The organism is Ilumatobacter nonamiensis YM16-303, assembly GCF_000350145.1.
Classification (GTDB): domain Bacteria; phylum Actinomycetota; class Acidimicrobiia; order Acidimicrobiales; family Ilumatobacteraceae; genus Ilumatobacter_A; species Ilumatobacter_A nonamiensis.
The window spans coordinates 18,881-37,889 of the sequence record NZ_BAOL01000077.1; the positions used below are offsets into that span (position 1 = coordinate 18,881).

Annotated in this window: 16 protein-coding genes and 2 tRNA genes; 14 read left to right on the top strand and 4 right to left on the bottom strand. The window is 67.4% G+C overall.

What is annotated here, in order from left to right; genetic code table 11:
- The first annotated feature begins 19 nt into the window (after nt 1-19).
- The 8 genes from ON45_RS08960 to ON45_RS08995 all read left to right on the top strand — a co-directional run bounded on the left by ON45_RS08960 (nt 20) and on the right by ON45_RS08995 (nt 7,332).
- On the top strand, nt 20-808 hold the full coding sequence (locus ON45_RS08960) for a DNA-formamidopyrimidine glycosylase family protein (protein WP_040493310.1): 789 nt from the start codon (nt 20-22) through the stop codon (nt 806-808).
- 68 nt (nt 809-876) lie between these two features.
- Nucleotides 877-1,488, top strand: coding sequence for a hypothetical protein (locus ON45_RS08965; RefSeq protein WP_148288598.1), 612 nt, complete (start codon nt 877-879; stop codon nt 1,486-1,488).
- 83 nt (nt 1,489-1,571) lie between these two features.
- Nucleotides 1,572-1,647: transfer RNA gene (locus tag ON45_RS08970), tRNA-Gly, on the top strand.
- A 138-nt stretch (nt 1,648-1,785) separates the two neighbouring features.
- Nucleotides 1,786-2,496 carry a LytR C-terminal domain-containing protein gene (locus ON45_RS08975; RefSeq protein ID WP_040493312.1) on the top strand — a complete coding sequence of 237 codons (711 nt, stop codon included), beginning with the start codon at nt 1,786-1,788 and terminating at the stop codon, nt 2,494-2,496.
- A gap of 144 nt (nt 2,497-2,640) precedes the next feature.
- On the top strand, nt 2,641-3,666 hold the full coding sequence (locus tag ON45_RS08980) for a 3-oxoacyl-ACP synthase III (protein ID WP_040493313.1): 1,026 nt from the start codon (nt 2,641-2,643) through the stop codon (nt 3,664-3,666).
- Entirely contained in the window at nt 3,663-6,200 is a 2,538-nt protein-coding gene (locus ON45_RS08985; protein WP_051062782.1) for an alpha/beta fold hydrolase, read from the top strand. Before ON45_RS08980 ends, ON45_RS08985 begins: the two co-directional genes overlap by 4 nt.
- An 18-nt stretch (nt 6,201-6,218) precedes the next feature.
- Nucleotides 6,219-7,244, top strand: coding sequence for an NAD-dependent epimerase/dehydratase family protein (locus ON45_RS08990; RefSeq protein WP_040493314.1), 1,026 nt, complete (start codon nt 6,219-6,221; stop codon nt 7,242-7,244).
- Nucleotides 7,245-7,257: 13 nt separating this feature from the next.
- A tRNA-Cys gene (locus ON45_RS08995) sits at nt 7,258-7,332 on the top strand.
- 49 nt (nt 7,333-7,381) lie between these two features.
- Here ON45_RS08995 and ON45_RS09000 read toward each other — a convergent pair.
- Entirely contained in the window at nt 7,382-8,518 is a 1,137-nt protein-coding gene (locus ON45_RS09000) for an AI-2E family transporter (protein WP_148288599.1), read from the bottom strand.
- Nucleotides 8,519-8,607: 89 nt separating this feature from the next.
- Here ON45_RS09000 and ON45_RS09005 point away from each other — a divergent pair, with 89 nt between their 5' ends.
- The 3 genes from ON45_RS09005 to ON45_RS09015 are packed head-to-tail and all read left to right on the top strand — an operon-like array spanning nt 8,608 to nt 10,849.
- The gene (locus tag ON45_RS09005) at nt 8,608-9,573 is read left to right on the top strand and encodes a PhoH family protein (RefSeq protein ID WP_040493316.1); all 966 of its coding nucleotides are present in this window, start codon (nt 8,608-8,610) and stop codon (nt 9,571-9,573) included.
- A gap of 10 nt (nt 9,574-9,583) precedes the next feature.
- Nucleotides 9,584-10,066 carry an rRNA maturation RNase YbeY gene (ybeY, locus tag ON45_RS09010; RefSeq protein ID WP_051062783.1) on the top strand — a complete coding sequence of 161 codons (483 nt, stop codon included), beginning with the start codon at nt 9,584-9,586 and terminating at the stop codon, nt 10,064-10,066.
- 33 nt (nt 10,067-10,099) lie between these two features.
- Nucleotides 10,100-10,849 (top strand): SDR family oxidoreductase, encoded by a 750-nt coding sequence (locus tag ON45_RS09015; RefSeq protein ID WP_040493317.1) that lies wholly within the window; start codon nt 10,100-10,102, stop codon nt 10,847-10,849.
- Between the two features lie 54 nt (nt 10,850-10,903).
- Here the strand turns inward: ON45_RS09015 and ON45_RS09020 are convergent, their stop codons facing one another.
- A complete protein-coding gene (locus ON45_RS09020; protein ID WP_083914651.1) occupies nt 10,904-12,400 on the bottom strand; it encodes an HNH endonuclease in 1,497 nt (498 codons plus the stop codon).
- 119 nt (nt 12,401-12,519) lie between these two features.
- Between ON45_RS09020 and ON45_RS09025 the strand changes: the two genes are divergently transcribed.
- Together ON45_RS09025 and ON45_RS09030 are read left to right on the top strand one after the other, a co-directional pair.
- Nucleotides 12,520-14,076, top strand: coding sequence for an AMP-binding protein (locus ON45_RS09025; RefSeq protein WP_040493319.1), 1,557 nt, complete (start codon nt 12,520-12,522; stop codon nt 14,074-14,076).
- Nucleotides 14,077-14,187: 111 nt separating this feature from the next.
- Nucleotides 14,188-15,954, top strand: coding sequence for a cation:proton antiporter (locus tag ON45_RS09030; protein WP_051062784.1), 1,767 nt, complete (start codon nt 14,188-14,190; stop codon nt 15,952-15,954).
- A 7-nt stretch (nt 15,955-15,961) separates the two neighbouring features.
- Here ON45_RS09030 and ppk2 read toward each other — a convergent pair whose 3' ends face one another.
- Together ppk2 and ON45_RS09040 are read right to left on the bottom strand one after the other, a co-directional pair.
- The gene (gene ppk2 / locus ON45_RS09035; RefSeq protein ID WP_040493340.1) at nt 15,962-16,858 is read right to left on the bottom strand and encodes a polyphosphate kinase 2; all 897 of its coding nucleotides are present in this window, start codon (nt 16,856-16,858) and stop codon (nt 15,962-15,964) included.
- A 162-nt stretch (nt 16,859-17,020) separates the two neighbouring features.
- Nucleotides 17,021-18,067 carry a class I adenylate-forming enzyme family protein gene (locus tag ON45_RS09040; protein ID WP_051062785.1) on the bottom strand — a complete coding sequence of 349 codons (1,047 nt, stop codon included), beginning with the start codon at nt 18,065-18,067 and terminating at the stop codon, nt 17,021-17,023.
- A 77-nt stretch (nt 18,068-18,144) separates the two neighbouring features.
- On the opposite strand from ON45_RS09040, the gene ON45_RS09045 reads away from it, so the two are divergent.
- Entirely contained in the window at nt 18,145-19,008 is an 864-nt protein-coding gene (locus tag ON45_RS09045; RefSeq protein ID WP_040493320.1) for a 1,4-dihydroxy-2-naphthoate polyprenyltransferase, read from the top strand.
- The last annotated feature ends 1 nt before the right edge of the window (nt 19,009 follow it).

Sequence of the window (19,009 nt, forward strand, 5' to 3'; positions counted from 1 at the left end):
GACGCGTCGGCGTACGGACATGCCCGAAGGTCTGGAAGCCGAGATCTGGACGCGTGCGGCGCAGACACTCGTCGGCCGCACGATCGAGCGTGTCTGGTGCGATCAGCGCGTGGCTCCGCCCGGATTCGTCGACCTCCTGAACGGCAGCACGATCGGGGGAGTGTGGCGCCGCGGGAAGGTCGTGCTCGTCGAGACCGACGGGCCGACACTCGGGTTGCATTTCGGAATGACCGGTCGGCTCGAGATCGACGGCGCGGCTCCGATCACTCGTCTGGAGTACGCGTCGAACCGGGACCGAGCGGCGTGGGATCGGCTGCGCCTCTGGACGAAGGCAACCAACGACACGTCACCGTCGGAACGGCCCGCGCTGCGGATGAACGATCCACGCCGATTGGGGAGGCTGAGCCTCGATCCGGATCTCTCCGGGCTCGGCGCCGACTGCCTGACCTTGTCCGCCGACGAGCTCATCGCGGGCCTCGGGCGGCGGAGCGGCGCGATCAAGCCCACATTGCTGGATCAGGCGGTCGTCGCGGGCCTCGGAAACCTGTGTGCCGACGAGGTGCTGTTCCACGCCGGTGTGGCCCCGCGGCGGCCGGCGGATTCGCTGACCGGCGACGACATCGATGCGATCAGTGAGCAGTGCCGGTTGCGGCTTCCGGTCATGCTGGCGGCCGGCGGATCGACCCACGGCGACCTCTCGCCGGAGGTCCGTGCCGCGGTCGGCGCGTGCCCGCTCGACGGTGCACCGCTCGATCGAACGTCGATCAACGGCCGTACCGCAGTGTGGTGTCCGGCGCATCAGCGGTGACGACTCACGCACCTGCGCGCACGTGGTATCGACGCGTTCGCGATCAAAGCTGGCAGAATCGCTCACTGGTGTCGGCCGCAGCTCTGTTCCCTTTCTCGTCGTCCGCGATCGCGGTCGGCGACCCCTCGGCGACGCGCACGGTGTATCTGACCACGGTCGCCCTCGTGTTGCTCGGCATCGGACTGGCCGTGCTCGCGTGGTGGCTGTTCCGTCGGACCAAACCCGAACCGGAACTGTTCGCCCCGTTGGAACAGATGGAAACCCGCCCGTGGCGCAAGGGGGATTCGGAGGAACGCCAGCGACTCCTCGATGACGCCCGCCCGTACGGTGCGCGTCCGGTGAGTCTCGAAGCAGGTGCCGACCTCGATGTGAGCGACGAGGGCGACGCCGAAGATGGTGACGTCGAGGATGATGACGACGTCGGCGACGGGGACACATCGGACACCTCGGACACGTCGCCCGAGGTCGAGTTCGAGGATTCGGACGACCCGGAGGCGGAGGACGCCGTGGGCCCCGAGCAGGCCGACGACGATGAAGTCGAGAACCAGGACGCACCCGCTGACGATGCGACCCCGGCGACCGATCCGGTCGAGCGGATGCCGGAAATGGCCGGGAACGAGGACGATCCGACGCTCGCGATCGATCGGGCGTCGTCGTCCTCGCCTCGTCGCGGGTCGTGAACCCTCGGGAGGTTGTGATCCCCTCCGGCCGGTGGCAAACTACCGGACCGAAAACACCGCACTCGGAACGTGGAGTGCGCCATGCGGATGTGGCTCAGTTGGTAGAGCGTCACCTTGCCAAGGTGAAGGTCGCCGGTTCGATCCCGGTCATCCGCTCCAGAATCGTCATCCCCCCTGGTCACAGGGGGGATTTCGCTTTTTCACGAGCAGCAGGAGTGCGCGTCACGGCGGAAGCGGCCTGCGGGCACCGATCGGCTCCGTCCTGGGCGATGTCGAAGCGCGACTAGCTTGCCTGTTGTGAGCGCGGCACCGACCCTGTCCGAATCGAGTGGCGATCGGCGTCGCCGACGATGGTCCGCCGCGGTTGCCGTTGTGGCGTGCGGGTCGCTCCTGCTCGCTGCGTGCGGTGGCGACGACGACGGTGAGGACGCGGACACGACGGTTGATTCGGCGGCTTCCGATGATTCGACGGCGTCGGTCGATTCGGTGGCATCGGACGATTCGGTCGGCTCCGGCTCGACCGCCGTGGCCGAGACCGCCTCGACCGAGGCCGCGGAAACGACCGCAACGACCTCCGGTGAACTCGAGTACGTCACCGACGGTGCGACCGTGCTCGTGGCGAACGCGAGTCGGGTCGACGGCGGTGCCGGTGGGCTCACCGATGGCCTCGTCGCGGTCGGATACACGACGGCCGATCCGGTCAACAGCTCCGACGACGTGGACAAGCTCGACACCACGCAGATCTTCTACGTGGCGGGCGACGCAGCAGCTCAGGCCGTCGCCGACAACCTGCGCCTCGTCTTCGGCGGCGGCGACATCACCGTCGGTGAGGTGGCGGAGCCCGCGCCGACCGAGTCGGGCAACCTCGGCGACGCGACCGTGCTCGTGCTGATGGGCAACGACGTCGCCGGTCAGTCGCTCGAGGACCTGGGGTCGTCTGTCGCCGACAGCGGCGATTCCGACGATGCCGAGGATGATGCGGCGACCACGGAGCCGCCGACGACCTGACAGTCGTCAGCTGCACCCCTCGTCCCGACGGCGTCTCGACCGTCGAGTCGGGGCAGCGAGATGCCAACACGTCTCGGACCACGTAGGCTCGATCACTCGTACGACTCGTACCCAGACGCTTCGCTCGACGCGAGAGGACATTTGATGGCAGCCAACTCGGTACTGACGCACCGCAACGTGGGGCTGCTGACCGTGGCAGCCGTCGAAGCCCCCGAGGTTGTCACCTCGGAATGGATCGACGAACAGCTCGCCGACACCTACGAGAGGACCGGTCTGAGCGCAGGGATCCTGGCCGATCTCGCCGGTATCGAGGAACGGCGCTGGTGGCCCGAGGACGTGACGTTCGATCAAGCGGCGGCCAAGGCCGGGCGCAAGGCGCTCGATGAATCGGGCATCGACCCGGACGCGGTCGGCATGCTGATCTCCACATCGGTGTGCAAGGACCATCTCGAACCGTCGGTCGCCTGTGCCGTGCACCATGCGCTCGAACTCGCCCCCAGCTGCTTGAACTTCGACGTCGGCAACGCCTGTCTCGGCTTCATCAACGGCATGCAGATCGCCGCGGCCGCCATCGATTCCGGGTCGATCGACTACGCCCTCATCGTCGACGGCGAGGGCAGTCGCCACACCCAGCAGACCACGATCGAACGGCTCCAGGATCCGAACGCCACGGCGGAAGACGTGTTCTCCGAGTTCGCGTCGCTCACGCTCGGCTCGGGCGCTGCCGCCGCCGTGCTCTGCCGTCTCGACCAACATCCGGAAGCGCACCGCCTCGTCGGCGGCATCGCCCGCAGCGCCACCCAGCACAATCAGCTGTGCATCGGCGATCTCGACCGGATGCGTACCGACTCGCACGGCCTGATGATCGCCGGTCTCGAGCTCGCCGAAGCGGCGTGGAAGCACAGCGGTCACGATTTCGATTGGGAAGTCGGGATGGACCACTACGTCGTCCATCAGGTCAGCCAGCGCCACACCGAACTCCTGTGTGAGCGCCTCGGAATCGACCCCGACCGGTGCCCGCGCACGTTCCCGCAGTACGGCAACGTCGGCCCGGCCGCCATCCCGATCACGCTGGCCTCGGTGCAGGACACGATCCAGCCGGGCGAGCGTGTGCTGTGCATGGGAATCGGCTCGGGACTGAACACGAGTTTCACCGAAATCGTCTGGTGAACGAACCGCGACCGGCGATGGACCGGCCGGACGACGGAACATGGAGGACGTGGGGGATCGATCCCGCGTGGTCGCGAACGTTCGACGTGCCCGGCCACGACGGCATCACCCATCGGTGGCATCTCCTCGACACCGGACCGGGTGGGCCGGACGGAGCGACGGTGTTGTGTGTTCACGGAAATCCGACGTGGGCGTACGCCTGGAAATCGTTTCTCCGTCGATTCGGCGACGACCACCGCGTCATCGCGATCGATCAGCTCGGGATGGGCTACAGCGAACGCCTCGGCGCAGACGCTCCGCCCCGGCGGTACGTCGATCGAGTGGCCGACCTCGGCGATCTCATCGACCACCTCGCGATCGACGCCTCCCTCCCGCTCGTGCTGGCCGCCCACGACTGGGGCGGCGCGATCGCGATGGGCTGGGCCGTCGATCACCCCGACGACGTCGCCGGCATGGTGCTCTGCAACACCGGTATCGCCGTGCCGGCCGGCCGCGGCGCTCCCAAGATCATCCGACTGGCGGCATCCGGACCGTTGCGCGACCTGGTGTGTCGCCGCACATCGACCTTCGTGGAAGGAACCGTCCGGCTCTCGGGCCGGCGGATCAGCCGTCAGGACCGCGTGGTGTTCCGGGCCCCGTACCGGGGTGCTGAACACCGGCGAGCGATCGCCGATTTCGTCGGCGACGTTCCGCTCACCGACGACCACGAATCCGCGGCCGACATCGCCGCGGTCGCGGCCCAGTTGGGTCGCATCGACGCGCCCGTGCTGCTTGCGTGGGGTGCGCGGGACATCGTGTTCGACGACGACTTCGCGTCCGACCTGATGCAGCGACTTCCGCACGCAGAATTACAGCGATTTCCCGGAGCGAACCATCTCGTGATGGCGGAGGCCGACGTGGCGTCGACCGTCGACCGGTGGTTGACCGACCTGCTCGGCACCGACCGAGAACCTCGTCCGGTGGTGCAGCAGCACACCTCCTCCGTCTTCGACGGGTTGCATCGCCGGCGGGCGGAGCACACGATCGCCGTCGCCGACCTTGCGGGGCGCGACCGGATCGACTTCGCGACGTTTGCTCGACGCGTCGACAACGTCGCCGCGGGGCTCGTGCGACGCGGCCTGGAGCCGGGCGACCGGGTTGCGATGCTGACGCCGCCGGGGATCGATCTGCTGATCGCGGTGTACGGCGTCTGGCGTGCGGGCGGTGTGACGGTCGTGGCCGACCGGGGACTCGGCCTGCGTGGACTCGGTCGCGCGGTGGCGTCGGCGCGTCCCGCGTGGACGATCGGTCCCCGCACAGCCGGACTCGCCAGCACGGTGCTCCGATGGGCGCCGAAGTCGCAGCACATCGACGTCGCCATGCTGGTGGGCGAGGAGACCGGCTCGACCGAACTCCCGTCGGAGCCCGAAGCCGATGCACTCGCCGCGATCCTGTTCACGTCCGGCGCAACCGGCCCCGCGAAGGGTGTGCGCTACCGACACGGCCAACTGGCGGCCCAGCGCGACGCCCTGGCCACGACCTACGGGATCGGGGACGACGACCGGCTCGTCGCCGCGTTCGCCCCGTTCGCCCTCTACGGTCCGGCGCTCGGCGTCCCGACGGCATTCACGGACTGCGACGTCACCAAGCCCGGAACCCTGACCGCCACCGCGCTCGACGAAGCGTGTCGAGAGATCGATGCCACGATGGCCTTCGCATCGCCCGCCGCCTTGGCGAACGTGCTCGCGACTGCGGATGACGCGGCCGGTCTCGAGGGCGTAGCACAGCTGCGTCTGGTGTTCAGTGCGGGCGCACCCGTTCCCGCCGAGACGCTGCGCGCCGTCTCTGCGCTCGCGCCCGATGCGTCGATCCGGACGCCCTACGGGATGACCGAAGCACTGCCGGTGGCCGACATCGACCTCGCAACGATCGATCGAGCGGAGTTGAGCGGCGACGGACGTGGCGTCTGCGTCGGCGAACCGGTCGAGGGTGCGGAGGTGCTGGTCGCAGACCTCGACTTCGATCCGCTCGCCGGTGTTCCGACCTCGGTCCCCGTGGGAGCAACGGGTGAGATCCTCGTGCGCGCCCCGTGGGTGTCGGAGGGCTACCTCGCCCGATGGGAGACGGAACGGACGGCGCGTCCGGGAGCCGGATGGCATCGGTCGGGAGATGTGGGTCACCTCGACGACGACGGTCGGTTGTGGGTCGAAGGGCGCAGCGTGCACGTCATCGACGCGGCTGATGGTCCGGTGACCCCGGTTCCGATCGAGCGCGCGATCGAACGAGCGCTCTCGCCATCCGGCATCGTCACGACGGGGCGAGTCGCCGCCGTCGGCGTGGGGCCGGCGAGTTGTCAGCAGGTCGTGGTGGTCGTCGAGGCGGACGCGTCCGGTCTGGAACTCGCCGACCGTGACCTCGCCGCAGCGGTTCGGGGCGCTGTCGACGTGCCCGTCGCTGCGGTGCTCGTCATCGGTGAGCTGCCGGTGGACATTCGGCACAACGCAAAGATCGATCGAACGGCAGTGGCTGAGCGGGCCATCGAGTTCTTGTCCTGACCGGGATGGACTGACGTCATGCGCATCGCTGTCACGGGAGCGTCGAGTCTGATCGGCGCCACGCTCGTCGAGTCCCTGCTGCAGAGGGGCGATCAGGTCGTCGCGTTCCAGCGTGGGCAGACCGACTCGCCGGACCGTCCGACGCCCGGGCCCGGCGAACTGGTGACCCATCTCGGCGACGTGCGGGACGCGGCGGCGCTCGACGTTGCGCTCGAGCGATGCGACGTGGTCGTCCACCTGGCCGCCAAGGTGGGCGTGGTCGGCTCGCGTGACGAGTACGCCTCGGTGAACATCGACGGTACTCGCAACGTCATCGCAGCCGCCCAGCGACACGGGGCGCGCGGGGTCGTCCACGTCTCGACGCCGTCCGTGGCACACGACGGTCGTCCGATCGTCGGTGGTCGAGCGGAACCGCCGATCGTCGAGCACGGGACGGCGTGGTATCCCGAGACGAAAGCGATTGCCGAACGACGGGCCCTCGATTCCTCCGACGAACGATGCGCCGTCGTCGCCGTTCGGCCGCATCTCGTGTGGGGACCGGGCGACACGCAGCTCGTGGGCCGCATCGTCGAGCGTGCCGAGAACGGCCGCCTCGCTCTGGTCGGTGCGGGCCGCTCGTTGGTGGACACGACCTACGTCGAGAACGCGGCCTCAGCGCTCGTTGCCGCGGTCGACGCGATCGCCCCCGGCGCGGCGTGTGCCGGAAAGGCCTACGTCGTCAGCAATGGTGAGCCGCGCCCGATCCGTGAACTGGTCGAAGCGTTCTGCGTCGCTGCCGACGTGCCGTTCGAACCGCGGAACGTCCCGCTGGGGGTCGCCCGTCGGATCGGATCGGTGGTCGACGCGGCGTGGCCGCGACTGCATCGAGAAGACGAACCGCCACTGACCCGATTCCTGGCGGATCAACTCGGCACGGCGCACTGGTTCGATCAACGCAACGTGCGGGCGGATCTGGGTTGGCGGCCGAGCGTCTCGATCGACGAGGGACTGGCTGCACTCGGCGATTGGTATCGCGCCCGCCGCGGCGAGGCACCCAGCCGCTAGCCTCCGACCTGCTGGCGACGTGGCAGAGTGGCTTACGCAACGGCCTGCAAAGCCGTCTACCCGGGTTCGATTCCCGGCGTCGCCTCCAGAGAGGTGCTGGTCACGGGCCTGATTCCAGGCTCGTGACCACCCTCTGGTCACGGATTCTCGGGTTCGGCTCCCTGTGGGACGGACCCGATGTGTTCCTCGATCCCGGGCACGAGCTCGGGGGAGCGCAGCCGCTTGTTCACCGCGATCGCCAGCGCCAGCGCAGGTGCCGACAGCATCGCTCCGAGCAGTCCGGCGATCGCCACTCCACAGACGCTCGAGATGATGCTCGGCAGCGGATGCAGCGACAGACGGTCGCTGGTCAGACGGTTGCCGACGACGGTCTGGATGATGTTCTGGGCGACCAGTACGACGACCAGCAGGACGAAGGCCTGTTGAGGTCCGCCTGATCCGAGCGCGACCAGGAAGGCGAACACTCCCGACAGGATCGCCCCCAGATACGGGACGTAGGACGTGATGAACGTGACGCCGACCACGGCAATCACGAGCGGCAGGTCGAGCACGATCATCGCGAGCCCGATCACGGAAGCGGTGACGAGACTGGTCAGGGTGAGTGCGCCGAAGCCGCGTCGAAAGATCATGGTGGCGTCGTCGAGGATCGCCGTACCCAGTTCAGGGGCGACGCCGAGATGCCGGGCGAGCCAGTTCCGAACGCGGACCCAATCGACGAGGATGTAGTAGAGCATGAACGTCGCGAGGAACACTCCGATCGCGAACGCCATGGTGCTCGAGAAGACCGTGCCCGCCCAGGTCGCAACGCCGGACAACCACGTGGGTCCCTGGTCGAACCCGGTACCGACGATGCTCTCGCCATCGCCCAACACGTCGCCGTCGGCGAGCCACTGGTCGATCTCGTCGACCCCGTCGATGAGCGTCGCCCTGATCTCCAACGTCTCGCGCACGATGCCGTTGATCACCAGGATCGTCGTGACGATGAGGACGGCCCCGAAGATCGCGATCAGCAGCAACGCGCCCGCGGACCGTGGTACCCGGTGGCGCTGCAGCCAGTCGACGACCGGAACGCCCAGGGCGCCGACGACGACCGCGAGGAGCAATGGTACGACCAGGCCGCTGAACGCCATGATGAGGGAGTAGCCGAGCCCGATCGCGAGAATGATGCCCACGATCCACCACGACGTCATTCCCCACTGACGGATCCGCGCCTGAGCGCCGCTCCCGACCCCGGCTCGTCGCCGATCGGGCGCTGGACTGGTCGCCTCGGGCACGCACGGAGTGTAGATCGCACGCCTGGAGACTCCGGGGATCGCAACGCACCACGCGGAAGACCGTCGCGGAACGTACGCTGGATGCTCTGATGCCCGCAGCCACCACGACCACCGTCGTCGTCCCCGGAACCCACTTGATGACCGCTCTGGTCGGCCCCCGGGACCAGTACCTGCGATTGATCGAGAAGAACTTTCCGAACGTTCTGATCACCGTGCGCGGCAACGAGGTACGCGTCGAGGGTGAGGACACGCTCGCAGTGGCCGGCGTGGCCCGCCTGTTCGAGGAACTCGTCACCCTGCTGCAGACCGGTCAGACGCTCGACGAATCGACGCTGGAGCGCATCTTCACCATGATGCGCGCCGACGAGAAGCCAGCAGAGATCCTCGGCCACAGCATCCTCAAGGGGGCCAAGGGGCGCCAGATCAAGCCGAAGACCGGTGGCCAGAAGCGCTACGTGGACGCGATCGCCGAGAACGTGATCACCTTCGGGATCGGGCCGGCCGGGACGGGCAAATCGTGGCTCGCTGTAGCGATGGCTGTCCGTGCGTTGCAGGCGAAGGAAGTCCAGCGGATCATCCTGACCCGCCCCGCGGTCGAGGCCGGGGAGCGCCTCGGGTTCCTGCCCGGCGATCTGATGGCGAAGATCGACCCGTACCTCCGACCGTTGTACGACGCTCTCTACGACATGCTCGACCTCGAGGCCGTGACGCGGCTCGTCGAGAAGCAGGTGATCGAGATCGCCCCGCTCGCGTTCATGCGTGGACGCACGCTCAACAACAGCTTCATCATCCTCGACGAGGCGCAGAACACCTCGCCCGAGCAGATGAAGATGTTCCTCACCCGGATCGGATTCGGATCGCGCGTCGTGGTCACCGGCGACGCCACGCAGGTCGACGTGCCGAACGGCAAGAGTGGTTTGGCGGGACTCGAGCGGACCCTCGCCGGCATCGACGACCTGGCGTTCGTGCGCCTCACCGGGTCCGACGTCGTTCGCCACAAGATCGTGGCCGACATCGTCGCCGCCTACGAGCAGTCGGGGAATTCGAAGTCGTGAATCGAGTCCGATGACCTGCACGGTCGTTGCCCGCGACGAGCGAGCTGAACCAACGGCCGTCCCGGTCGATGTCGAGCGCTGGGCGGAGCTGGCCGAGGCCGCCGCATCGCGTGAAGGCGGCGACGGAGAACTGTCGCTGACGTTCGTCGATGTCGGTGCGATGACCGAATTGAACGCCGAGCACATGGGCAAGCAGGGGCCGACCGACGTGCTGTCGTTCCCGATGGACGACGAGCCGATGCCGGGTGTGCCGACGCTGCTGGGCGACATCGTGATCTGCCCCGACGTGGCACTCGCACAGAGCAGCGACCATGCCGGCACCTTCGACGACGAGCTGGCGCTGCTCGTCGTGCACGGTCTGCTGCACGTCCTCGGTCACGACCACGCGGAGGCTGACGAGACCGCGCTGATGCGGTCGCGCGAACTCGACCTGTTGTCGTCGTTGCACTGGGGCGGGCCCCCTCCGGCCGGGTTCCGCCAAGCGCAAGATTGAGACCCACCGTTCGGCGGCTCCTACGCTCGACGGATGGAAATCTCTCTGGAGGGCAAGGTCGCGCTGGTCACCGGCGCCTCACGTGGAATCGGCAAGGCGATCGCATCGTCATTTGCTGCATCGGGCGCGAAGGTGATGATCAACAGCCGCAAGCAGGACAGCCTCGATGCCGCGGCCGCCGAGATGACCGGCGAGGTCGAGACGTTCGCAGCGAACGCCGGAGACGAGGACGCCGGAGAACGCGCGGTCCTCGCAACCATCGAGCGGTTCGGCCGATTGGACATCCTCGTGAACAACGCTGCGACGAATCCGTACTTCGGCGCGACGATGGAGGTCGACAAGCCACGGTACGACAAGACGTTGCAGGTGAACCTCGAAGCCCCGATCTTCTGGAGCCAGGCGGCGTGGAAGCATGCGTTCTCCGAGGAACCCGGTGTCATCGTCAACGTCGCGTCGGTCGGTGGACTCCGCGCCGAGTTCGGACTCGGTGTCTACAACGTGACGAAGGCGGCGCTGATCCACACCACCCGTCAACTCGCGTCCGAGATCGGACCGACCCGGGTCGTCGGAATCGCGCCGGGACTCGTCGAGACCGACTTCGCGGCCTACCTCGTCGACAACTTCGGTGAGACCCTCGCCGGACGCCTTCCGACGAAGCGACTCGGGGATCCCCAGGACATCGCCAATCTCGCCACGTTCCTCGCCAGCGACCTCGCCTCGTGGATCACGGGCGAGACGTACGTGATCGACGGTGGCGCCGGCGTCGCTCCTGCCGCCGGCTGATCGCGACGCCGTCGCCGGGCGACGTTCCTCGGACTCCACGGAGCAAGCGAGCGGTCAGCTGACGTCGGGGTATCGCTCGGCGTGGTGCACGCTCGGGTCGGTCCGTTCCGGGTTGCTCGGGTCGGGTCCGGCGAGGTCGGGGTACTGGTCGCGGCGTCGAATCGCGGGGACTCTCGGGTTCACGAAGCTGACCCAGCGGGATTCGAGTCGTTCGCCGAGCGGATGCCGATAGTTGCCGCGGATCGGTCTCGGTGGCCCGTTCGGTGGGTGCGGGGTCGCGCCGGATGCTCGGATCGGGTGCCCGCGAGCGTCGGTGAACACCAATCTGTTCGGGTCGTCGGCGTTGCCGGTGATTCCGAGGCGGTGTCGGTGGTGCATCCGATGATGACGAGCACACAGCACGACGAGATTCGGGGTGTCTGTTCGTCCGCCGTCGGCCCAGTGGATGATGTGGTGCAGGTCCAATCCGCGGGTCGTGGTGCAGCCGGGCACCTGGCAGCAACGTCGGTCCCGCTGCAAGACGGTGCGACGTGTCCGGTCGGGGATCGTGCGCTGGGTGCGTCCGACCGAGACCGGTTTGCCGGCTGCGGCGAAGACGGGATCGATGCTGCCGTCGCAAGTGAGATGGCGCGCAATCGAGTCGGGCAGGCGATCGCCGTGGTCGGTGCGCAGCGAGCCGTGGAGGTCGAGGTGCAGGTTGACGCGGTACCGGTTTCGACGGGCGGGCTCGGTGACGGTGTCGAGTGAGCGTTGCGCGAGTTCGAACAACGCATCGGTATCGCTGACCGGCCGGAAGACGCGTTCGGCGTCGTCGTGGGCGGCGCGGTTCTCGCGTTGGAACACGGCGTCACGTGCTTCGTCGAGGGCGTTCTCGATCAGCAGTCCGACGTCGGGATCGAGGTCGGCGTGCAGCCACCAACGTCCATCGGCCCCGGTCCCGAACGCCACGCGATTCCGAAGCTCCGACGCTCCGGACGTGCTGCAGGCTGGTTCGGCGGACGTTGCCTTGCTGCCGGTCGGTGCTTCGCCGCCGGTCGGGGTGTCGTCAGCGTCCAGGCAGCTGGTGACAGCGGTGCTCTCGTCGGCAGCATCGTCGTCGGCTGGGGGTGTCCAGTGCCAGTCGGTGTTCCTCACGAGGCGGCGAACCTGGGACACCGTCAGCTTCTTCGCCAGCGACACGACCTGCTCGTCGGCCCAGGCGGGGATGCGCCTGACGATCGGCATCAGCTGATCGAGCGACAACTCGCCGGAACGCATCGCGTCGAGCGACGTCGGCAATTCGTCAGCGCGCTCGGCTGCGGCGACGAGGTTGTTGGCGAGTGAGGGTCCGATCCCGCATCGCCACGCCAGGAACTGCTGGGGTCGCCACACGTCGTGGGCGGCCCAGAACCGTTCGTTCTCCGGGTCGATCAACCAGATGGTCAGATCCAACAACCGACCCATCTGGGCGTTCACGTGACCCGCGACGTCATCGCACAACTCCTGGAACGTCGACTCGTCGATCACATCCACAGGGCCGGACGGCTCACCCGGCTTGGGCGTCGTATCCATATCCAGATCGTACAGACGTTCGATTCAGGATGCAATCGTGTTCGTCAGTCGCTGCGGACCACGCATGTACGATCGGTCGAAACCGAGGGTTCCACGCCGAGCGACTTTGGGGGTCGAACATGTACGCAGCGCAACACGCCATCGAGCATCCGGATCGGCCGGCGTTCGTGATGGCGTCGACCGGGGAATCGGTCAGCTACCGCAGCTTCGAAGCTCGGAGCAACCAACTCGCTCACCTGTTGGAGTCCCACGGTCTCGGCCCACGCGACCACTACTCCATCTTCATGGAGAACAACGATCGGTACTTCGAGGCGTGCGCTGCGGGGGAGCGGTCGGGGATGTACTACACGTGCATCAACTCGTACCTCACGGCCGAGGAGATGAGCTACATCGTCGACAACTCGGAGTCTCAGGTCGTCATCACCTCGACGGCGAAGTTGCCGGTCGTTCTCGACGCGTTGCCGAATCTCGCCGACGTGTCGCTGGTCCTCGTCGTCGGTGGAGCGCCGGACGACGTCGACGATCGGGTACGGGACTACGTGACCGCAATTGCCGATCAACCGACGGGAGCGATCGAGCGGGAGTTGCTCGGCTCGGCGATGCTCTACTCGTCGGGGACGACGGGCCAGCCGAAGGGCATCATCCGCCCACTCCCGGAGCAGCACCCTTCCGAACAGCTCCCGCTGTTCGACTTCCTGTCCAATCTGTGGCACTACCGCGACGACATGGTCTACCTGTCGCCCGCGCCGTTGTACCACTCCGCCCCGCAGGCGGCCGTGAACCTCACCATCCGACAGGGTGGCACCGCGATCGTCATGGAGCGGTTCGACCCGCTCGAGTACCTCCGACTCATCGAGCGGTACCGGGTGACCCACAGCCAGCTCGTACCCACGATGTTCAGCCGGATGCTGAAGCTCCCGATCGAGGATCGAGAGCGGTTCGACCTCTCGTCGCTCGAGTTCGCCGTCCACGCCGCTGCGCCCTGCCCGGTGCAGGTCAAGGAGCAGATGATCGACTGGTGGGGCCCGATCATCCACGAGTACTACGGCGCGACCGAAGGGCTCGGCTTCTCGGCGTGCAACAGCGAGGAGTGGCTCGCTCACAAGGGCACGGTCGGCAAGATCGTGCTCGGCGAGGTGTTCGTGGCCGACGACGACATGAACGAGATGCCGACGGGCGTGCCGGGAACGCTGTGGTTCAAGTCCGGAACCGATTTCGAGTACCACAACGATCCGAGCAAGACCGCCGAAGCGAAGTCGAGTGACGGCACGATGACCACCGTCAACGACGTGGGTTACGTCGACGAGGACAACTTCTTGTACCTCACCGACCGGAAGACGTTCATGATCATCTCCGGCGGTGTGAACATCTACCCGCAGGAGACCGAGAACCTGCTGATCACGCATCCGAAGGTGGCCGATGCAGCCGTGTTCGGCGTGCCGAACGTCGATCTGGGTGAGGAGGTCAAGGCCGTGGTGCAGCCGATGCCCGGGATCGAGCACGATGAGGCGCTCGCGCTCGAACTGACCGAGTTCTGTGCGCAGCACCTGTCGCGCCAGAAGGTGCCACGTTCGATCGACTTCGACGCCGAGCTGCCGCGACTCCCGACCGGCAAGCTCTACAAACGAGTCCTCCGCGACCGCTACTGGGCCGACGGCGCCAGCAGCATCGTCTGAACGCCTCGATCGAGGCACACGTTCGGCCACGGGCCCGACGCTTTCGCGTCCCGGACGGCCGCAGCTGCGTAACGTCTCCGGGATGTCGACGCCGCCTCGGGTGAAGAACCGATGAGTGACAACGAGATCATCGTCGGGTTGGCGACCATTCTGGTCTTCGGGATCGGGGCGCAGTGGATCGGGCGTCGCATCCGGTTCCCGTCGCTGCTGCTCCTGCTGCCTGCCGGAATTCTCTCCGGCGACGTCCTCGGTCTCGTCGAACCGGAGGAGATGTTCGGCGAGCTGCTGTTCCCGCTCGTGACGATGCTGCTCAGCCTGTTGCTGTTCCAGAGCGGGCTGCAGCTCCGGGTGGCCGATCTTCCGACCGGAGCGCGGCGATCGGTCGTGCGACTCGTCACGATCGGGCTCGTGATCACGTTCGTCGGCGGATCCATCGCTGCCAACCTGGTCCTCGACGTTCCCCGCGAGCTCGCGTTCGTGACCGGCGCGATCTTGTCCGTCTCGGGTCCGACCGTCGTCGGTCCGATCCTCAACACGGTGCGACCACAGGAGCCGCTCGGTTCGGTCCTGCGGTGGGAGGGGACCACGCTCGACCCACTCGGGGCCACGGTCGGTGTGATCGTGCTGAACCTCGTGCTGCGTCCCGATGGCACCGAGATCCACCCGGTGGTGCAGATGGCAGGTCGCCTTGGTCTCGGTGTGATCGTCGGAGTGGTGGCAGCTGCACTGCTGGTGTTCGTGATGTCGCGGTTCCTCCTCACCGACGACATGGAGGCGTCGGTCGCGGTGCTGTTCGCCGTGGCCGCGTTCGCGTCGACGGAAGTGTTCCTGTCGGAAGCCGGACTGTTCGCGACCACCACGATGGGCATCGTCGTGGCGAACCAGCGGATCGTGAAGATCGACCGCATCACCGGCTTCGGCGAGACGCTGGACGTGCTCGTGATCGGGATCCTGTTCATCGTCCTCGGCGCACTGATCGCCGTCGACGACCTGGTGGAGTACGCGCTCCCGAGCCTGGGAATCGCGGCGCTCCTCGTGCTCGTCGTGCGCCCGCTGACCGCGGCCGTCTCACTCGCCGGGTCGCCGTTGACCCGGCGCGAGCGGGGGCTCGTCGCGTGGATGGATCCGCGCGGCATCGTGGCTGCCGCAACCGCCGCGCAGTTCGGACTGAGGCTGAACGACGCGGACTACGACGTCACCTTCCTGCTCCCCGTCGTGTTCGGCGTGATCATCAGTACGGGTGTGGTCTACGGACTCACGGCCAAACCGGTCGCACGAATGCTGGGTGTGACGCGACCGCCGCCGCGAGGGATCGGTCTGTTCGGCGACGATCCGTGGCTGGTGTCGTTCGGCCGGAGCCTTGCGGCTTCCGGGGTTCCCACGGTGCTGATCCTGAGCAACGACGCCCCGGTCGATGAATCGGTCGTCGACGACACCGAGGACTCGGACATGATCACGGTTTCTCTGCACGGAGAAGCGGCCCTCCTCGACGAGGCCGTCGAGCGAGCGGGGGTGTCGAAGGTGATCGTGTCGTTCCGCCCCGGCATCGTCCACAGTGTGTTCGTTGCCCGCCTCACCGAGCTGATCGGCCGACGTCACGTGCTGCTGCTCCCCGACGAGGTTCCGTCGATCGCGGGCGTGGCCGATCCGTGGACGCCTCGGCCGTTCGGTGGAACGCTCACCCGCTCCGCGATCGAGCGCCACGTCGACGAGGGGTGGGAGATCCGTGCTCGAACCGGCTCCCTGCCACATGGTCACCTGCTGTTGGCGGTCGTGACCTCCGATGGCGTCGTCGACCTTCAGCCCGAGACGTCCGACGGTGACGACGTCGAACGGATCATCTCACTCGGTCCGCCACCCGATGCCCCACGCGAGTGAAGGAGGATCAGGCCGTGGTCTCGCCGTGTTCGGCCTCGATCCACGTCGGTGATCCGACGATCATCGGATCGGGTGGGTGGACGATCTCGGTGTCCTTGCCCTCGTAGGGCAACGAATGCAGCACATGGCGCATCGCGTTGACCCGACCGCGCTTCTTGTCGTTGCTGCGCACCACGGTCCAGGGCGCGTGCGGTGACGACGTGCGTTGGAACATCTGGGACTTGACCGCCGTGTAGTCGTCCCAGCGATCCAGCGACGCGATGTCGGTGGGGCTCAGCTTCCACTGACGAACGGGGTCGACCCGGCGGATCGTGAAGCGGGTGATCTGTTCACTCCGGGAGACGGAGAACCAAAGCTTGATGAGCGTCGTTCCGGACTCGATCACCATTCGTTCGAACTCGGGCACGGACCGCAGGAACTCCTCGTGCTCGTGCGGCGTGCAGTAGCCCATCACCGGCTCGACCCCACCGCGGTTGTACCACGAACGGTCGAAGAAGCGGATCTCACCACTGCTGGGCAGGTGCCGGACATAGCGCTGGAAGAACCACTCGCCCTGTTCGCGCGCCGTGGGAACGGCGAGTGCGACCACATCGACGCCCCGCGGGTTGAGGTGCTCCATGAACCGCTTGATGGTGCTGCCCTTGCCCGCGGCGTCGCGCCCTTCGAACACCACCACGAGCTTGTGGCCGGTGTCCTGGATCCAGTCCTGAGCCTTGAGCAGCTCGATCTGGAGCGCTCGCTTGTCGCGCTCGTACTCCTCTCGGGTCATTCGTTCCTCGTAGGGGTAGCCCTCCTGCCACGTCTTGAGCGGGAGGCCATCCGGACCGATGAGCACCGGGTCGTCCATCTCGTCGAAGGTTCCGTCGACGGTGAAGCCCTGCGACCGGATCTCCTCGGCCGTCATCGTGCGGAAGGCGTCGATGAGCGAATGGATGTCGGTGGCGTCGAGTGCGGGTGTCGGATCCTGGGATGCGTCCGTGCTCATGCGACCTGACGATACGTGCACGGTGTGCGTCGGGCGCGATGGGACTGCCGCCTGTTCACCTGGCGGTTGTGTCCCGTTCACTCAGCGCCGGATCGGCTTGCCGAGGGCGGTGCGCGGGACCGCGTCGACCACGACCAAACGTTTCGGAGCGAGATGCGCGGCGTGGTGCTCTTTCACGTGACCGCGGAGTGCGTCGAGGGTGGGGGTCGAACCCGCGGTCGGGACGACCACGGCTTCGACGACCTGGCCCCATTCGGCGTCCTCGGCGCCACGGACCATCACGTCGGCGACGTCGGGATGGGACCGGAGCGCGGCCTCGACGGCCTCGGGCCACACGTTCTCGCCACCGGTGATGATCAGGTCGCCGCGCCGTCCCAGGACGTGCAGGCGCCCGTCGTCGCGCCACTCGCCGAGGTCACCGGTCGCGAACCAGCCATCGGCGTCTTTCGGATCGACGCCGTCGCGATAGCAACGAAGCAGCATCGGACAACGCACACGGATCTCACCGTCGCCGCCGATGTCCACCTCGACGCCGTCGAGCGGGCGACCTTCGTACACGACACCGCTGCCCGTCTCGGTCATGCCGTAGGTCGTGACGGTGTTCGTCGGCCGATCCGCAGGTGGACGGGACCCACCGAGCACGATCGTGCGGAAGATGCTCGGATCGATGCGTGACAGCGCGGTTGCCACGAGCGACACCATCGTCGCTCCGCTCGACATCACCGACGCCGCATCGAATCCGGCGTGCACGGTGAGCCGCGTCCCGGTGTGCAGGCTCCTCGTCACGACCGACAGCCCTCCGACGTGAGCGAGCGGGAGACACGCCAGCCAGTGGTCGTCGGGTCCGACATCGAGCCGACGGGATGTCGCGGTGGCGGATGCTGCGACCGCGTCGTGGGTGAGGACCACACCCTTCGGAGCGCCGGTCGATCCACTGGTCGCGATGACGAGTGCATCGCCCGCTTCGACCTCGTCACCGACCCGCATCGCCCGACAGAGCTCGTTCCGTGCTGCCGGCGGCAGACGTTGATCGACGGGGAACGCGGCGTCGCCGGCTTCCCAGATCTCGCTCAGTGTGTCGACGAAGTCGGGCCCTCCCGGTCGGTCGATGACGATCAGCCGTGCCATGTCGCTCCCGGCTCACCGAGGGACCGGGGGCTCAGCACTTGGCGGAGTGGTGTCATCGGCTCCATCATGGCGCACACATGAATCGTTGGTTGCTCGGAGCCCGCCCACGGACACTGCCAGCCGCAGTGGTCCCGGTCGCGATCGGTGCTGCCTGCGCCGTCGGTCTCGACGTCGACGTCGTGTGGTGGCGCGTGGCGCTCGCGCTGGTCGTCAGCCTGTCGCTGCAGGTCGGGGTGAACTACGCCAACGACTACAGCGACGGCGTGCGCGGAACCGACGACGTCCGGGTCGGACCCGCGCGATTGGTCGCCGGCGGATTGGCCGAACCGCGAGCGGTGAAGATCGCCGCGTACACGGCGTTCGGTCTGGCTGCAGCGGCGGGGCTCGCGATCGCGATCGCGACCAGTTGGTGGTTGATCGTGGTCGGCGCAGCAGCGATCGCCGCCGGCTGGTTCTACACCGGCGGATCGCACCCGTACGGGTACATGGGCCTCGGCGAGGTGTTCGTGTTCGTGTTCTTCGGCTTGGTCGCGACCGCGGGAACGACGTTCGCGGCAGTCGAGCGGATCACCGGGCTGGCGATCGTGATGGGGTGTGCCGCCGGTTCGTTGGCGTGCGCGCTGCTCGTGATCAACAACCTGCGCGACATCCCGACCGATCGAGAGGTCGGAAAGCGGACGCTCGCCGTGCGGCTCGGCGACCGTCGCACGCGTGTCCTGTACGTTGCGTTGGTCGGTCTCGCCTTCGTCCTGACGGCGGTTGCCGCGTTCGAACGCCCGTGGGTCCTGCTGGCCATCGGGGCGGTGCCGCTCGCTGTCAAGCCGGCGCGTATCGTCCTCGGCGGCGCGGTCGGCCCGGATCTGATCGCGGTGCTCGGTGAAACGGGTCGGCTGCAGCTGGCCTTCGGTGCGCTGGCGACCGTCGGTCTCGCACTGGGGTGAC

Bases quoted from the DNA above. Each gene is read 5' to 3' on its own strand.
- ON45_RS09030 (WP_051062784.1), top strand. From the start codon at position 14,188: ATGAGTGACAACGAGATCATCGTCGGGTTGGCGACCATTCTGGTCTTC.
- ybeY (WP_051062783.1), top strand. From the start codon at position 9,584: ATGACCTGCACGGTCGTTGCCCGCGACGAGCGAGCTGAACCAACGGCC.
- ON45_RS08990 (WP_040493314.1), top strand. From the start codon at position 6,219: ATGCGCATCGCTGTCACGGGAGCGTCGAGTCTGATCGGCGCCACGCTC.
- ON45_RS09020 (WP_083914651.1), bottom strand. From the start codon at position 12,400: ATGGATACGACGCCCAAGCCGGGTGAGCCGTCCGGCCCTGTGGATGTG.
- ON45_RS09045 (WP_040493320.1), top strand. From the start codon at position 18,145: ATGAATCGTTGGTTGCTCGGAGCCCGCCCACGGACACTGCCAGCCGCA.
- ON45_RS08980 (WP_040493313.1), top strand. From the start codon at position 2,641: ATGGCAGCCAACTCGGTACTGACGCACCGCAACGTGGGGCTGCTGACC.
- ON45_RS08960 (WP_040493310.1), top strand. From the start codon at position 20: ATGCCCGAAGGTCTGGAAGCCGAGATCTGGACGCGTGCGGCGCAGACA.
- ON45_RS09025 (WP_040493319.1), top strand. From the start codon at position 12,520: ATGTACGCAGCGCAACACGCCATCGAGCATCCGGATCGGCCGGCGTTC.
- ON45_RS09015 (WP_040493317.1), top strand. From the start codon at position 10,100: ATGGAAATCTCTCTGGAGGGCAAGGTCGCGCTGGTCACCGGCGCCTCA.
- ON45_RS09040 (WP_051062785.1), bottom strand. From the start codon at position 18,067: ATGGCACGGCTGATCGTCATCGACCGACCGGGAGGGCCCGACTTCGTC.
- ON45_RS09005 (WP_040493316.1), top strand. From the start codon at position 8,608: ATGCCCGCAGCCACCACGACCACCGTCGTCGTCCCCGGAACCCACTTG.
- ppk2 (WP_040493340.1), bottom strand. From the start codon at position 16,858: ATGACGGCCGAGGAGATCCGGTCGCAGGGCTTCACCGTCGACGGAACC.